The sequence below is a fragment of the Klebsiella sp. GB_Kp056 genome (assembly GCF_040064755.1).
Lineage (GTDB): Bacteria > Pseudomonadota > Gammaproteobacteria > Enterobacterales > Enterobacteriaceae > Klebsiella > Klebsiella quasipneumoniae.
Map to the genome: position 1 here is coordinate 1 of NZ_JBEAJA010000049.1, position 14,527 is coordinate 14,527.

General features: G+C 57.8%; 15 protein-coding genes and 1 pseudogene. 5 read left to right on the forward strand and 11 right to left on the reverse strand.

The genetic code is table 11. The annotated features are described in order from the left end of the window. The 3 genes from ABLV52_RS12205 to ABLV52_RS12215 all read left to right on the forward strand — a co-directional run. A partial coding sequence (locus ABLV52_RS12205; RefSeq protein WP_211775229.1) for a sodium ion-translocating decarboxylase subunit beta occupies window positions 1–262 on the forward strand: 262 nt, incomplete at its 5' end. A 165-nt stretch (window positions 263–427) separates the two neighbouring features. Continuing rightward, window positions 428–2,056 carry a sensor histidine kinase gene (locus tag ABLV52_RS12210; RefSeq protein ID WP_048296653.1) on the forward strand — a complete coding sequence of 543 codons (1,629 nt, stop codon included), beginning with the start codon at window positions 428–430 and terminating at the stop codon, window positions 2,054–2,056. Then, window positions 2,049–2,753, forward strand: a complete 705-nt coding sequence (locus ABLV52_RS12215; protein ID WP_048296651.1) for a response regulator — start codon at window positions 2,049–2,051, stop codon at window positions 2,751–2,753. Before ABLV52_RS12210 ends, ABLV52_RS12215 begins: the two co-directional genes overlap by 8 nt. Before the next feature lie 5 nt (window positions 2,754–2,758). Here the strand turns inward: ABLV52_RS12215 and ABLV52_RS12220 are convergent, their stop codons facing one another. Then, a complete protein-coding gene (locus tag ABLV52_RS12220) occupies window positions 2,759–3,388 on the reverse strand; it encodes a serine-tRNA(Ala) deacylase AlaX (protein ID WP_032452407.1) in 630 nt (209 codons plus the stop codon). Window positions 3,389–3,480: 92 nt separating this feature from the next. Between ABLV52_RS12220 and ABLV52_RS12225 the strand changes: the two genes are divergently transcribed. Further along, complete coding sequence (locus tag ABLV52_RS12225; protein ID WP_348890438.1) at window positions 3,481–4,410, forward strand: LysR family transcriptional regulator; 930 nt, start codon at window positions 3,481–3,483, stop codon at window positions 4,408–4,410. Here the strand turns inward: ABLV52_RS12225 and ABLV52_RS12230 are convergent. The 8 genes and pseudogenes from ABLV52_RS12230 to ABLV52_RS12265 all read right to left on the reverse strand — a co-directional run. Beyond that, entirely contained in the window at window positions 4,358–4,723 is a 366-nt protein-coding gene (locus ABLV52_RS12230) for a DUF805 domain-containing protein (protein WP_348890439.1), read from the reverse strand. The genes ABLV52_RS12225 and ABLV52_RS12230 overlap by 53 nt on opposite strands. Window positions 4,724–4,752: 29 nt before the next feature. Beyond that, window positions 4,753–5,667, reverse strand: a complete 915-nt coding sequence (gene rihC / locus ABLV52_RS12235) for a ribonucleoside hydrolase RihC (RefSeq protein ID WP_023291929.1) — start codon at window positions 5,665–5,667, stop codon at window positions 4,753–4,755. A gap of 67 nt (window positions 5,668–5,734) precedes the next feature. Next, entirely contained in the window at window positions 5,735–6,685 is a 951-nt protein-coding gene (ispH, locus tag ABLV52_RS12240) for a 4-hydroxy-3-methylbut-2-enyl diphosphate reductase (RefSeq protein ID WP_002887979.1), read from the reverse strand. A 1-nt stretch (window position 6,686) separates the two neighbouring features. Further along, the gene (gene fkpB / locus ABLV52_RS12245) at window positions 6,687–7,136 is read right to left on the reverse strand and encodes an FKBP-type peptidyl-prolyl cis-trans isomerase (RefSeq protein WP_023291927.1); all 450 of its coding nucleotides are present in this window, start codon (window positions 7,134–7,136) and stop codon (window positions 6,687–6,689) included. A 116-nt stretch (window positions 7,137–7,252) separates the two neighbouring features. After that, window positions 7,253–7,753 (reverse strand): signal peptidase II, encoded by a 501-nt coding sequence (gene lspA, locus ABLV52_RS12250; protein ID WP_023291926.1) that lies wholly within the window; start codon window positions 7,751–7,753, stop codon window positions 7,253–7,255. Then, on the reverse strand, window positions 7,753–10,569 hold the full coding sequence (ileS, locus tag ABLV52_RS12255; protein ID WP_032429278.1) for an isoleucine--tRNA ligase: 2,817 nt from the start codon (window positions 10,567–10,569) through the stop codon (window positions 7,753–7,755). The genes lspA and ileS overlap by 1 nt, the downstream gene beginning before the upstream one ends. Window positions 10,570–10,612: 43 nt before the next feature. Next, the gene (gene ribF / locus ABLV52_RS12260; protein WP_218810384.1) at window positions 10,613–11,551 is read right to left on the reverse strand and encodes a bifunctional riboflavin kinase/FAD synthetase; all 939 of its coding nucleotides are present in this window, start codon (window positions 11,549–11,551) and stop codon (window positions 10,613–10,615) included. A gap of 7 nt (window positions 11,552–11,558) precedes the next feature. Then, window positions 11,559–11,764 (reverse strand): annotated as a pseudogene (locus tag ABLV52_RS12265) (DUF2575 domain-containing protein); the annotation flags it as partial. A gap of 116 nt (window positions 11,765–11,880) precedes the next feature. Between ABLV52_RS12265 and rpsT the strand changes: the two are divergent. Then, entirely contained in the window at window positions 11,881–12,144 is a 264-nt protein-coding gene (gene rpsT / locus ABLV52_RS12270) for a 30S ribosomal protein S20 (RefSeq protein WP_002887965.1), read from the forward strand. A 109-nt stretch (window positions 12,145–12,253) separates the two neighbouring features. Here the strand turns inward: rpsT and nhaR are convergent, their stop codons facing one another. After that, window positions 12,254–13,150, reverse strand: coding sequence for a transcriptional activator NhaR (gene nhaR, locus ABLV52_RS12275; protein WP_023291923.1), 897 nt, complete (start codon window positions 13,148–13,150; stop codon window positions 12,254–12,256). 54 nt (window positions 13,151–13,204) lie between these two features. After that, a complete protein-coding gene (nhaA, locus tag ABLV52_RS12280) occupies window positions 13,205–14,380 on the reverse strand; it encodes a Na+/H+ antiporter NhaA (protein WP_348890440.1) in 1,176 nt (391 codons plus the stop codon). Window positions 14,381–14,527: the final 147 nt, after the last annotated feature.

Sequence of the window (14,527 nt, forward strand, 5' to 3'; positions counted from 1 at the left end):
GATCGCCTTCTGCGTGGGGACCGCCGCCGGGGTGCTGATGGCGAAGCTGCTGAACAGGTTCAGTAAGAACCCGATCAACCCGCTGATCGGTTCAGCCGGGGTGTCGGCGGTGCCGATGGCGGCAAGGGTGTCGAACAAGGTGGGTCTGGAAGCGGACGGGCAGAACTTCCTGCTGATGCACGCGATGGGCCCGAACGTGGCGGGGGTGATCGGCTCGGCGATCGCCGCCGGGGTGATGCTCAAGTACGTGCTGGCGATGTAGGCCGGCGTCCTCCCCGGAGGCGTGGCCGTTGCCCCGCCTCCGGGTCAGGATTAACAACGCCCCTTTGCCATCGATCACTTTTCTGAAATTAGCGGTTCTGTGCGCCATCTGCGGGTTCTCGGGCCGCGAAACGGGGAAACTAATCATTTAATGTCTATTGGCGCTATGTATACCCGAAAAATCACCCACTGGTTTGCCAGGCGATCGTTTCAGAATCGCATCTTCCTGCTGATCTTATTCACCTCGACGATCGTTATGCTGGCGATGTCATGGTATCTGACCGACATTACCGAAGAGCGTCTGCATTACCAGGTCGGGCAGCGGGCGCTGATTCAGGCAATGCAGATTTCGGCGATGCCGGAGCTGGTCGAGGCGGTTCAGAAACGCGACCTCGCCAGAATCAAAGCGCTTATCGACCCCATGCGTTCGTTCTCCGACGCCACCTATATCACCGTCGGTGATGCTAGCGGCCAGCGCCTCTATCACGTCAACCCTGATGAAATCGGCAAATCGATGGAGGGCGGCGACAGCGATGAAGCACTATTAAACGCGAAAAGCTACGTGTCAGTGCGCAAAGGCTCGCTGGGTTCCTCGCTGCGCGGTAAATCACCGATTCAGGACGAGACCGGCAAGGTGATCGGCATTGTGTCGGTAGGCTATACCATTGAACAGTTAGAAAACTGGCTCAGCCTGCAGATAAGCTCGCTGCTGATCCCGATGGCGATCATGTTACTGCTCCTGCTCTACTGCGCCCGCCGCTTCTCGTTGCATATCAAAAAGCAGATGCTGAATATGGAACCCCAACAGCTGTCGCAGTTGTTGATCCAGCAAAGCGTATTGTTTGAATCCGTGTTCGAAGGGCTTATCGCCATCGACTCCCGTTACAAGATCACCGCGATTAATCAGACTGCCCGCCGGCTGCTCAACCTGAGCCAACCGGAAACGACGCTTATCGGTAAAGGGATCAGCAGCGTGATTTCGCAGGAGGCTTTCTTCTACGATGCGCCGCAGACCAATAAAAAAGACGAGATCGTCACCTTCAATCAGATCAAAGTGATCGCCAGCCGGATGGCGGTGATCTTAAATAATGAGCCACAGGGCTGGGTGATCAGCTTTCGTAGTAAAGACGATATCAACACCCTCAGCCTGCAGCTTAGCCAGGTACAACAATATGCCGATAACCTGCGCGCCGTGCAGCATGAGCATCGCAATCTGATCTCCACCATCGCCGGCCTGCTGTTTCTTAAACGCTACGATCATGCGCTGGATCTGATCCAACAGCAGTCGGAAAGTCACCAGAAGGTCATCGATTTTATCGCGCGTAATTTCCAGGACAACCACCTGGCCGGGCTGTTGATCGGCAAATATTACCGGGCCAAAGAGCTTGGACTTGAGCTGATTTTCGATCCGGCCTGCTTCGTCGACAGATTACCCACCGCCCTTTCTCACAACGAATGGATCTCGATCGTGGGGAATCTGCTTGATAACGCCTACAATGCCAGCCTGCAACAGCCGCAGGGCTCAAGGCAGATAGAGTGCCTGATCAACAGTGACGGCCACGAGGTGATTATCGAGGTCGCCGATCAGGGATGCGGCATTGACGAGACGCTGCGCGATCGGATCTTCGAGCGCGGCGTCACCAGCAGCGTCAGCAAAGATCATGGCATCGGACTCTGGCTGGTTCGCAGCTACGTGGAACAGGCAGGCGGCAGCATCGTCGTCGAAAATAACATTCCTTTTGGCACCATCTTTACTCTTTATATTCCCCTGACCCGAGATGAACATCATGGATAGCATCACCACTCTTATCGTTGAAGACGAACCTATGCTGGCGGAGATCCTGGTGGATAACATCAAACAGTTTCCCCAGTTCGACGTCATTGGCATTGCGGATAAACTCGAGAGCGCCAGGAAACAACTCAGACTGTATCAACCGCAGCTGATCCTGCTGGATAATTTCTTACCTGACGGCAAAGGTATCGACCTGATCCGCCATGCGGTCAGTACCCATTACAAGGGGCGGATTATCTTTATTACCGCTGATAATCATATGGATACCATCAGCGAAGCACTGCGCCTGGGGGTGTTCGACTATCTGATTAAGCCGGTGCACTATCAGCGCCTGCAGCACACCCTGGAACGCTTCGCTCGCTATCGCAGCTCGCTGCGTTCCAGCGAACAGGCCAGCCAGATCCACGTCGATGCGCTGTTTAATATTCAGGCTCGGGAACAGACGGAACCGGCCAGCGCACCGCTACGCGGGATCGATGAAAGCACCTTTCAGCGCGTACTCCAGCTGTTTGCCGACCCGGCGGTGGTGCATACCGCCGACTCGCTGGCGCGTATCCTTGGCAGCAGCAAAACCACCGCCCGCCGTTATCTGGAACAAGGGGTGAAGAACGACTTTCTGGAAGCGGAAATTAGCTACGGCAAGGTTGGTCGACCGGAGCGTATTTATCGCGGCAAACAGACCTCCCCTGAGCAGGTCTGAAACGTTTACGCCAGGGAATAGCTGACCACCAGCTGCCCCTTCTTCATCTTAATCTGACTGATAAGAATGTCGCCCAGCTCCGCCAGGCGGGCGACATGTGTGCCACCGCAGGGATAGGCGGGCAGTTCGCCAAACCCCACCATGCGCAAACCCTCAGCGAAGATCACCTGACGCGGGAGGTCCTGCGCCTGCCATGCCTTCACCTGGCTCAACAGCGCGCTGGCGTCGGGTATCACGGCGTGGTTCCCGCCGGTGAAAGCGATCCGCCCTTCGCCAGGCCAGTGGTGCGCTTTCACCGGTTGCCAGCCAAGCTGTTCGCCCGCCAGGCCAAGCAGGTGGCCGGCGGAATGCAGGCGGGCATGCAGTTGTCTCGCGGAGGCATCTATTCTCATCTCCACTTCACCGAGGGGAAGCGGTTGCGACAGAATATGCAGCACGCTGTCGCCACGCACAATAACCGTCTCAACGGCCTGACCAGCTATCCAGCCGCGATCCGCCGGTTGACCGCCCCCTTGCGGGTGAAACAGCGTCCGATCCAGTTCGATGGCGTAGCGGCCATCCGCTTCAGCGGTGCAGGCGATGATCTGGGCGCGCCCATCGGTAGCGTCGCTGGTGTAATAAACCCGTTCAGTCATAGTGATTCTCCTCTCTGTCCGCCCAGTATATTATTAATACCGACAGCGATAATCCTATCACCAGCCAATGCACTCTTGCTCCGGGAGCACAAATGAATCTCAGCCTCCTGCCCGACCTTGCCCTTTTCGTCCAGATCGTCGACCAGGGCAGCTTCTCCGCCGTCGCCCGCCAGAGCGGCATTACCCCTTCCGCCGTTAGCCGCAGCGTGTCGCGGCTGGAGCGAGAGATGGGCTGCAAACTGCTGCAGCGTACCACCCGCAAGCTGCGTCTGAGCGATGCCGGGGAAACGGTGTATCAGCATGCCCAGCAGATGCTGGAAGCGGCGCGACAGGCGATGGATTCCGCCGGCAGTCGCCAAACGGTCGCCCAGGGAAAGCTGACGCTCAGCGTGCCGAAAGCCGTCGGCCGCTTCGTGATCCATCCGCTGATGATGGCGTTTTTTCAGCGTTACCCGCAGGTTGACGTCTGCCTGCGGCTGGAAGATCGCCCTCTGGATTTTATCGATGACGGTATCGATCTGGCGTTACGCATCACCGATACCCCCTCGCCCGGTCTGCATGGCAAACCGTTGATGCCAGTCAAGCACGTTATCTGCGCCACTGAGGTCTATTTACAGCGCCACGGTATGCCGCGCACGCCGCAGGAACTGCGCGCGCACAGCTGCATCAGCCTTGGCGAAACGCCCGCCGACGCGCGCTGGAAGTTCCGTCGGGAAGGGAAAACCGAAACGGTGCAAACATACGGGCGGTACGCCGCCAACCATACCGCCGTGCGCCTCGACGCGGTCAGGCAGCATTTAGGGATCGGCAGCCTGCCGCTGTTCACCGCCCGCGAGGCGCTGGCGAATGGCGACATCGTGCAGGTGCTGCCCGAATGGGAATTTATCAGCAGCTACTCTGGCGATCTGTGGCTGCTCTGGGCGGGAGATAAGCATATGCCCGCCAGAATGCGGGCGATGATTGATTATCTCAGCGAGACGGTGCCGACGCTGAACGCAGGCAGCATAGCGCCAGCGAAATAACCGCAAACCACGGAATGATAACCCCCAGCACGAACCAGAGCCCGGAGCGGCCGATATCATGCATCCGCCGGCAGCCGATCGCCAGCAGAGGGAGAGTCATCAGCAGCAACCACAGCGCAGCAAAGGGAATAACAACAAAACTGAGGATGCCGTATTGAGGGTTAAAGCTGGTTGCCAGCCACCAGACGGCCAGCGGCGCGCTGGCGATCAGTAGATTGATAAGAAAAAACGTCCAGAACTGCTGTCGGCTGGCCCGGCCGCTAAAATTAAAGGTCTCTTTCCAGCCGCTTAAATACGCCTGTCCATAGGTCATCACTTCTCTCCTTGAAGATTGGGTGAGTATCACGGCGCCAGGGCGATCACCTCCGCCGCCCAGCGCTGAAACCCTTCGACATCGATATCCAGCGCCACCTGGGCATTGGCCGGCTGGCCCAGTCGCCCTTCGATATCCACCACCGTGGCGCCGGCGGTCCAGGTTCCCTGCGTCTCCACCGCCACAAAACACGGCTGTAGGGTGAACAGTTCCGGGCGGACCAGCCATGCGATAGCGCAGAGATCGTGCATTCTCAGACCACTACTCATGCTGCCGCTGCGATAGTGGCTAAACAGCGCATGGAGCATTTTACCGGTCTGATTCAGCGTCGGCAGGGTCGCCAGATAATCCGCCGTCAGCAGCGCCCGATTGGTGACGTCCAGCCCGCACATGATAATCTCCAGCCCGCTGTGGAAGACTTTCGCGGCGGCTTCCGGATCGATGGCAATATTGAATTCGGCATTCGGCGTAAAGTTGCCCCGGCCCGCCGAGCCGCCCATGATCACCAGCCGGCGAATGTTGAACACGCATTCGGGATACTGAGTCAGCAGCAGCGCAATATTGGTCAATGGGCCAATCGCCACCAGAGTGATCGGCTCGGCAGCATGCATCAGCGCATCGCGGATCGCCTGGAAGGCCGGCTTCGCCAGCGGTTGCCGGTGATGCTCAACAAAGTCATACCCTTCCATACCGGATTCGCCATGCACCGAGGCGGCATCGCGCAGAGGACGCACCAGCGGCATCGAGGCGCCCTGCGCCAGCGGCACATCGGCATGCCAGAAGTGCAGCAGCTGCAGCGCGTTACGGGTCGTCTTCTCCACCGAGACATTGCCCGCCACGGTGGTCATCAGCTGCAGATCCAGCTCAGGGGCGAACAGCGCCGCGGCAATAGCGGCAGCATCGTCGATGCCCGGGTCTGTATCAAGAATGATCGGTAAGCGCATGGTTTCTCCCTAAAAAAAATGCCAGACGTTAAGTCTGGCATCTTCTCATACTGCTGACGGAAAGAACTTACTCTACTTCACGGACATCCACACGCAGCTCTTTCGGCACTTCAAAGACGATATTCTCTTCCCGGCCTTCCAGCGGTACGGCTTCGCCGCCGCCCAGCTCCTGCAGGCGGGTAATGACGTTCTGCACCAGAATATCCGGCGCCGACGCGCCCGCCGTCACGCCGACGCAGGCCGCATCCTTGACCCACGCTTCCTGAATATCGGAGGCATCGTCAATCAGGTAAGCCGCCTTACCCATCCGCTGCGCCAGTTCGGCGAGGCGGTTTGAGTTGGAGGAGTTTTTCGAACCAACCACCAGCACCACGTCAGCCTGCTCCGCCAGCGCGCGCACCGCTTCCTGACGGTTAGTGGTGGCATAGCAAATGTCGTCTTTGCGCGGGCCGACGATTTTCGGGAAACGCGCGCGCAGCGCGTCAATCACATCCGAGGTATCATCCACTGAGAGGGTGGTCTGGGTCATAAACGACAGCCGGGCGTCGTTTTTGACTTCCAGCTTGAGAACGTCTTCCGGCGACTCGACCAGGTACATGCCCCCTTGCGGGTTATTGTACTGCCCCATCGTGCCTTCGACTTCCGGGTGCCCGGCATGGCCGATCAGAATCGACTCTTCGCCACGGCGGCTGGCGCGGGCGACTTCCATATGCACTTTCGTCACCAGCGGACAGGTGGCGTCGAACACCGTCAGATCGCGGCTCTTCGCTTCATTCCGTACCGCCTGCGATACGCCGTGAGCGGAGAAGATCAGGATCGCGCCATCCGGTACTTCGCTGATCTGTTCGATAAAAATGGCGCCGCGCTTGCGCAGGCTATCCACCACATAGCGGTTATGCACCACTTCATGACGAACATAGATCGGCGCGCCGTACAGCGTCAGCGCGTTTTCTACAATGCTGATAGCGCGGTCAACGCCAGCGCAAAAGCCGCGCGGGTTAGCCAACAGGATCTGCATGTTAATCCTCCAGCGCCGGATCGATCTCCAGCACTTCAATATCAAAATGAACGGTGCGCCCGGCCAGCGGATGGTTGAAGTCGACGGTGATGGAATCGCCGTTCACTTCACGGATCACGCCAGGCATTTCGCTGCCATCCATTGCGGTAAAGAGCATAATCGCGCCGATCTCCGGCTCGCCGGCGTCGATAAACTCGCGGCGAGAGAAATACTGAATCAGGTCCGGGCTCGGGACGCCAAATGCGGCGTCAGGCTCCAGCGAAAAGGCCTTTTTCTCGCCCTCTTTCAGACCAAGAAGCTGTTGCTCCAGCCCCTCAGACAGGGAGGTGTCGCCGAGGCGAAACAGCGCCGGTTTGCCATTGTTACGGGTGGACTCGGCGGTGGATCCATCGTCCAGCTTCAGCGTGAAGTGAACGAGAACCGCGCTGTTGCTCTGTACGGATTTAGACATGCAAATTGCTCGCTTGTTTTCGGTCACCTGTTGCCCGGAGGCGCTACGCTTACCGGGCGACGGGAGACCACACATTCTGTAGGCCGGGCTGGCGTGGCGCCACCCGGCATTAACATTTACGCCTGCTCTTTTGCGGTCGGTTTCGGCAGGAAGCCTTCCAGCACAATCATCGCCGCGCCGATGCAGATAGCGCTATCGGCGAGGTTGAAAGTGGCGAAGTGCCAGTCGCCGACGTAGAAGTCGATCATATCGACCACAAAGCCGTGCCACAGGCGATCGAACAAGTTGCCCAGCGCGCCGCCGATAATCAGGGCGTAGGCTATATTGTTCAGCTTTTGCGTCGCCTTCGAACGGTACATCAGCACCGTCAGCACCACGCAAATGCCGATGGCGATCCCGGAAAAGAACCAGCGCTGCCAGCCGCCGCTGTCGGCGAGGAAGCTAAAGGCCGCGCCATAGTTGCGGGCATAATGCAGATTAAGCGACGGGAACAGCGGAACCGTCTCCCCCAGAGCGAAGTTCTGGAGGATCAGGAATTTGCTGCCCAGATCGATAATCAGCACGGCTACGACCACCCACAGCCAGCGTAGCCCCGTTGAACAAATCGATTTACTCATCAGGCGAATTTACGTTGCTCGCCGTCACCGGCGACGTTGCTCACACAGCGTCCGCAGATTTCCGCGTGTTCCGCCACCTTGCCGATATCGGTGGTGTAATGCCAGCAGCGCGGGCATTTCTCACCTTCAGCTTTGCTCAATGCGACTTTCAGCCCTTTGAGCAGTTCGCTCTGCTGGGCATCAGCAGGCGCGCTCGCATAGTCTGCGACGTTCGCCCCGGAGGTCAACAGGACAAATCGCAATTCATCGCCCAGCGCGTTGAGCTTAGCGGCCAGATCGGCATCAGCATACAGCGTCACCGAGGCTTCCAGCGAGCCGCCGACTTTCTTATCCGCACGCGCCTGTTCGATCACTTTGTTGACTTCGCCGCGGACTTTCAGCAGCTCATCCCAGAAGCCGTCATTCATCGCTTCGTTGTCGGCCAGACCGAAGAGACCTTGATACCATTCGCCGGTAAAGACGTATTTCTCACGCTCGCCCGGCAGGTAACCCCAGATTTCGTCCGCGGTGAAGGACATGATCGGCGCCATCCAGCGCACCAGCGCTTCCACGATGTGGAACAGCGCGGTCTGGCAACTGCGACGCGCCACGCTGTCCGCCCTGGCGGTGTACTGACGGTCTTTGATGATGTCGAGGTAGAACGAGCCCATCTCAATGGAGCAGAAGCGCATCAGGCGCTGCACCACTTCGTGGAAGTCGTAGGATTCGTAGGCTTTCAGGATATCTTCCTGTGCCGCCTGCGCGCAGCCGACCGCCCAGCGATCCAGCACCACCATCTCTTCCGGTTTGACCATGTCTTTTGCCGGATCGAAACCGTTCAGGTTGGCCAGCAGGAAGCGCGCGGTGTTACGGATACGACGATAGCTGTCCGCGGCGCGTTTGAGGATCTCGTCAGAAACCGCCATTTCGCCAGTGTAGTCGGTGGAAGCCACCCACAGGCGCAGGATATCGGCGCCCAGCTTGTTCATCACGTCCTGCGGGCTAACGGTGTTGCCGATAGACTTGGACATTTTGCGGCCCTGACCATCGACGGTGAAGCCGTGGGTCAGTACCTGACGATATGGCGCTTTGCCTTTCATCGCCGTGGAAATCATCAGAGAGGACATGAACCAGCCGCGATGCTGGTCGGAGCCTTCCAGATACATATCGGCGGCGTGACCGGCGAATTCCGGACGCACGTCAACCACGGAAGAGTGGGTCGACCCGGAGTCAAACCAGACGTCGAGGGTATCCGGCACTTTCTCGTAGCTGTCAGCGTCATCGCCAAGGATGTCGCGGGAATCGAGATCCCACCACGCCTGGATGCCGTCGACTTCAACACGCTTCGCGACTTCTTCCATCAGCTCAAGGGTACGCGGGTGCAGTTCGTGAGTTTCTTTATGCACGAACAGCGACATCGGCACGCCCCAGGTACGCTGACGGGAGATGCACCAGTCAGGACGGTTGGCGACCATCGATTCGATACGCGCCTGGCCCCAGTCCGGGATCCACTGCACGCCTTTGATCTCTTTCAGCGACTGCGCGCGCAGACCTTTCTGATCCATGCTCACGAACCACTGCGGGGTGGCGCGGAAGATGATTGGCGACTTGTGGCGCCAGCAGCACGGATAGCTGTGCTGCATTTTTTCCACATGCAGCAGCGCGCCGCGCTCACGCAGCATCTCAACGATGATATCGTTGGCTTTGAAGACGTTGATACCGTCCAGAGACGGATAGGTGCCTGGCAGATAAGCCCCGTCCGGGCCAACCGGGTTAGCGATTTCCAGACCGTATTTCTGGCTGATCGTGTAGTCGTCCGGACCATGGCCGCCGGCGGTATGCACCGCACCGGTACCGGCATCCAGCGTCACGTGGTCGCCAAGGATCGCCGGCACGTCGAAATCGAGGAACGGGTGCTGGAAACGCATCAGTTCAAGCTCGGCGCCGTTCACCGCCGCCAGGATGGTGTAATCGGCCGCGCCAACGCGCTTCATCACGCTCTCAACGAGGTCTTTCGCCAGGATCAGCGCCTGGCCGTCCACCTGCACCAGCGCATAGTCGAACTCTGGCGACAGGGAGATGGCGCGGTTAGCCGGCAGGGTCCACGGGGTGGTGGTCCAGATAACCAGCGACACCGGGCCGTTGACGTCGGCGACGCCGAATTTCGCCAGCACCGCGGCTTTATCTACCGCGTGGAACGCCACGTCGATGGATGGAGAAGTCTTGTCGTAATACTCCACTTCCGCTTCCGCCAGCGCGGAACGGCAGTCTACGCACCAGTGCACCGGCTTGGCGCCTTTATGCAGGTGGCCGTTGCCGATGATTTTACCCAGCGCGCGAATGATGTTGGCTTCGGTTTTGAAGTCCATGGTCAGATACGGATGCGACCAGTCGCCCAGCACGCCGAGACGGATGAAATCTTTACGCTGACCCTCGATCTGCAGAGCGGCATATTCGCGGCACTTGGCGCGGAATTCTGCGGCGGTGAACTTCTCGCCCGGCTTGCCGTATTCCTGCTCTACTTTCAGCTCGATCGGCAGACCGTGGCAGTCCCAGCCCGGAACGTAAGGCGAGTCATAGCCCGTCAGTCCTTTGGACTTAACGATAATGTCTTTCAGAATCTTGTTAACCGAGTGACCAATATGAATACTGCCATTCGCATAAGGAGGGCCATCATGCAGAATGAAGGTTTTTTTGCCTTTTTTGGCTGCACGAATGATGCCGTACAGGTCATCATCGGTCCAACGCGCCAGCATTCCCGGTTCGCGTTTGGCGAGGTCGCCACGCATAGGGAACCCTGTTTCCGGCAAATTCAGGGTCGATTTATAGTCACTCATCAGATTCTCGGTTCCGTATTTCGGTTTGATAAACACCAGTGGCTCAGGCCTGGCTGGTCAGCCCAAATAATTCGCGGGCCGTTAACTCATCACGTGCGATTTGCGCCTTCAGCTCGTCGAGCGACGCAAACCGCTGCTCATTACGTATCTTTTTACGCAGTACTACATTGATATGGCGACCGTAGAGGTCCATTACAACGTCCAACAGATGCACTTCGAGCTGCTGACGCACGCCCGCTACCGTTGGACGGGTGCCAATATTGGCGACGCCGGCGATCGGCTTGTCGCCCAGCCCTGTCACTTCTACCGCATAGACCCCTTTAACCGGGGAAACCTGACGACGCAGCGGTAAGTTCGCCGTCGGAAAACCTATGGTACGGCCCAGTTCGTCGCCATGCACGACGCGTCCGGAAATGCTAAACGGATGGCCGAGCAGCGTCTCCGCCAGCAGGAGATCGTCATCGGCCAGCGCCTGACGCACCGCCGTGCTGCTGATCCGCACCCCGCCTTCGCAGAAGGTTTGGGTGCTGGTGACGTCGAAGCCGTATTCCGCCCCCGCCTTTTGTAATAACAAGAAATCCCCCTGGCGACCAGCGCCAAAGCGGAAATCGTCACCGACGGCAAGGAACTGCACGCCCAGGCGGCGCACCAGCAGTTCGCTGATAAAATCCTGCGCCGTCAGCGCGGCGAACCGGCGGTCGAAGCGAACGCACAGCACATAGTCGACCCCGCTTTCAGCCAGATGGCTCAGCTTTTCACGCAGGCGGGTCAACCGCGCCGGGGCTTTATCGGCGGCAAAGAGCTCGAGCGGCTGGGGTTCGAAAATCATCACTACCACCGGTAAACCGCGCTGGCGGCCCTCTTCGCGCAAGCGCTGCAGCAGCGCCTGATGCCCACGATGCACGCCGTCAAAATTGCCAATGGTCAGCACGCACCCGTGCGGGGCCTGACTGAGATTATGTATGCCGCGTATCAGCTTCATGTCTGGCTCAAAACAGTGAAAATCGTCCGAGTATACCTTGTACAACTGTCAACGTTAACCAGCGATTGCTCCTCGGCAACGAAAGTTCTCAGGAATTCATTCACTCAGCGCGAGTCAGCGGGAAAACCGCCCGCCTCAGGCGATTTTTATGGTGGAAAAGCTGTATTCGCCTGCAACAAGCTGGTAGAATCTTGCGCCATCACTACGTAATGAAGCGCTGTGGTGTTAAACGGCGCTTATTTGCACAAATCCATTGACAAAAGAAGGCTAAACGGGCATATTCCTCGGCCTTTGAATTGTCCATATAGAACACATTTGGGAGTTGGACCTTGGCTAATATCAAATCAGCTAAGAAGCGCGCCGTTCAGTCTGAAAAGGCTCGCAAGCACAACGCTAGCCGTCGCTCTATGATGCGTACTTTCATCAAGAAAGTATACGCAGCTATCGAAGCTGGCGACAAAGCTGCTGCACAAAAAGCATTTAACGAAATGCAACCGATCGTGGACCGTCAGGCTGCTAAAGGTCTGATCCACAAAAACAAAGCTGCGCGTCATAAGGCTAACCTGACCGCTCAGATCAACAAACTGGCTTAATCGCTGCTTGTTGTCGCTTTGTGAAAAAACCCGCGAAAGCGGGTTTTTTTATGCCTGTCATCTTTCCCGTCCTGGCGCGACCTGAGCCACGCCAGCCCACGCTTTCCGGCTATCTGGGTTCAGTAAACAGCGACGAATAATCGCGATTGCAGATGCGCTGTACCGCCGGATGCTGAATCATCCGTTCGGCGAAAATGGCGTGATACTCCTCCATCACGCTATCCATGCGGCCAATTTCGACAATCGATTCATCATGGTAGAAATCATGCGCGTAGAGCGTCGGCGCGACAAAAATCGCATTATGCGCGGCGCCGAAGGCTTTCATGAGCGCCGCGTCGTCAAACTCGCCGAGGATCTCCACCTTCAGCCCCTGCACGTTAATCCAGTTCAGCAGCTTACGTCCCAGCATCGAGCGTCGACCAGGGATCAGCAGCCGTCGCTCTTCAAGACAGGCCGGGAACGGCTTCATTGGCGCCGGGTTCATGCACCAGAAGCTGACGCTGCACTCGCCAATCTTCACCGAAAACAGCCCTTCCTGCTGCGTCGAGTCGATCGGGCAGTCAGAGATAATCATATCGAGCTTATGCTGGCTCAGTTGCTCCAGCAGCAGCTCATGGGTGGATTCAAAACAGCGCAGATGGATCTGCTCGCTTTCGACAACGGCGGCATCCAGTACGCCGCTGACCAGCCGTTTCGATAGCGCATCGGCCACGCCGACGTCAAACAGCAGATTCGACTCTTTGCGGTAGTTGACGATGTCGAGCATCTCCTGGCTCAGGGTAAACATCCGGTCGGCGTAGCGAAAGACCAGCTCCCCGAGCTCGCTCGGCTCCAGCCCTCTTCCCTTGCGCTTAAATAACTTTCCCTGCAGACGCTCCTCCAGCGCTTTGATCTGCCCGGTAATGGTTTGCGGCGTCAGAAACAGCGCCTCCGCCGCGCCCACGACAGACCCTTCTTTATAGACGTGCCAGAAGTAGTACAGATGGTTGTAGTTGATATGTGACATGCTTCTCTCCCTGATAATGTCCAGGAGAGCCTGGCAGGCCCTCCTGCAGAAAGGTTATACCGCGAGGCGAGTATCCGTTACGCGCTGACGCAGTATGAGGTAGCCGGTAACAGCTGATACCACCGATCCAATTAAGATGCCAAGCTTGGCCCAGTTAATTAACGCGGGATCGACATTGCCGAAGGCAAGCGTGGCGATAAAAATCGACATCGTAAAGCCAATCCCGCACAGAATGCCCACCGCCATAATCTGCCGGCAGGTGGTCCCCTCCGGTAGCGAGGCCCACTTCAGCTTCAGGGCCAGCCAGCAGAACAGGCTGATCCCCAGCGGCTTACCGATAAACAGGCCGGCCATGATACCCAGGGGCAGCAGCGACGTCAGTCCATCAAGCGTAACCCCCCGCAGCGAGACGCCCGCGTTGGCGAAGGCAAATAGCGGCAGGATCATAAACGCCACCCACGGATGCAGGACATGCTCAAGCACTTTAGCCGGTGACTGATCCTGCTTCTCCTGGAGCGGGATCATAAAGCCGACGATGACCCCGGCAAGCGTCGCGTGAACGCCGGACTTCAGCACCGCGGTCCACAGCACCGCACCGACCAGAATATAGATCCCGGTGCGTCGCACGCCGCTCAGATTCAGAACCACCAGCACCGCAATCGCCGCCGCCGCCACGCCCAGCGAGAGCATTGACAGGTCGTGGGTATAGAACAGCGCGATAATCACGATAGCCCCAAGGTCATCAATAATCGCCAGCGCCATCAGGAAAATCTTCAGCGCCGTCGGGACGCGGCTGCCTAACAGCGCCAGCACGCCGAGGGCAAAGGCAATATCCGTCGCCGCCGGGATCGCCCAACCCTCTCTGGCGACAGGATCCTGAGCGTTAAAGGCCAGATAGACCAGCGCCGGGACGATCATCCCGCCGAGCGCGGCAATCACCGGAAAGACCGCCTGACGGCGACTCGCCAGCGAGCCCTGAATCAGCTCGCGTTTGACCTCCAGGCCAATCAGCAAGAAGAAAACCGCCATCAGGGCATCATTGATCCATAGCAGCATATTCTTGTTGATCTCCAGCGCCCCCACCCGCAGCTGTACAGGCGTATCAAGGAAGGAGTGATACAGACCGCTGGTCACGCTGGTATTGGCCATGACCATCGCCAGCGCCGCGGCGATGATTAAGACAATGCCGCCGGAAGCATCGCTACTGAAGAATCGTTGCAGATGTTTCACTTTTACTTTCATCCTGTTGGTGAATAACTCGATAAAAGTATAATACACAGACTGATAACTCGAAAAAATCAGATTTAAGTTGCGCTAATACTCGATTTTTACGAGCTAAAGAGGAGGGATAAGACAATGATAGACTGGGCAGCGAAA

Excerpts from the sequence above, each read along its gene's own strand:
- ribF (WP_218810384.1), bottom strand. The coding sequence starts at position 11,551 with ATGAAGCTGATACGCGGCATACATAATCTCAGTCAGGCCCCGCACGGG.
- ABLV52_RS12225 (WP_348890438.1), top strand. The coding sequence starts at position 3,481 with ATGAATCTCAGCCTCCTGCCCGACCTTGCCCTTTTCGTCCAGATCGTC.
- lspA (WP_023291926.1), bottom strand. The coding sequence starts at position 7,753 with ATGAGTAAATCGATTTGTTCAACGGGGCTACGCTGGCTGTGGGTGGTC.
- ABLV52_RS12215 (WP_048296651.1), top strand. The coding sequence starts at position 2,049 with ATGGATAGCATCACCACTCTTATCGTTGAAGACGAACCTATGCTGGCG.
- ileS (WP_032429278.1), bottom strand. The coding sequence starts at position 10,569 with ATGAGTGACTATAAATCGACCCTGAATTTGCCGGAAACAGGGTTCCCT.
- fkpB (WP_023291927.1), bottom strand. The coding sequence starts at position 7,136 with ATGTCTAAATCCGTACAGAGCAACAGCGCGGTTCTCGTTCACTTCACG.
- nhaR (WP_023291923.1), bottom strand. The coding sequence starts at position 13,150 with ATGTCACATATCAACTACAACCATCTGTACTACTTCTGGCACGTCTAT.
- ABLV52_RS12220 (WP_032452407.1), bottom strand. The coding sequence starts at position 3,388 with ATGACTGAACGGGTTTATTACACCAGCGACGCTACCGATGGGCGCGCC.
- ABLV52_RS12230 (WP_348890439.1), bottom strand. The coding sequence starts at position 4,723 with ATGACCTATGGACAGGCGTATTTAAGCGGCTGGAAAGAGACCTTTAAT.
- rihC (WP_023291929.1), bottom strand. The coding sequence starts at position 5,667 with ATGCGCTTACCGATCATTCTTGATACAGACCCGGGCATCGACGATGCT.
- ABLV52_RS12210 (WP_048296653.1), top strand. The coding sequence starts at position 428 with ATGTATACCCGAAAAATCACCCACTGGTTTGCCAGGCGATCGTTTCAG.
- ispH (WP_002887979.1), bottom strand. The coding sequence starts at position 6,685 with ATGCAGATCCTGTTGGCTAACCCGCGCGGCTTTTGCGCTGGCGTTGAC.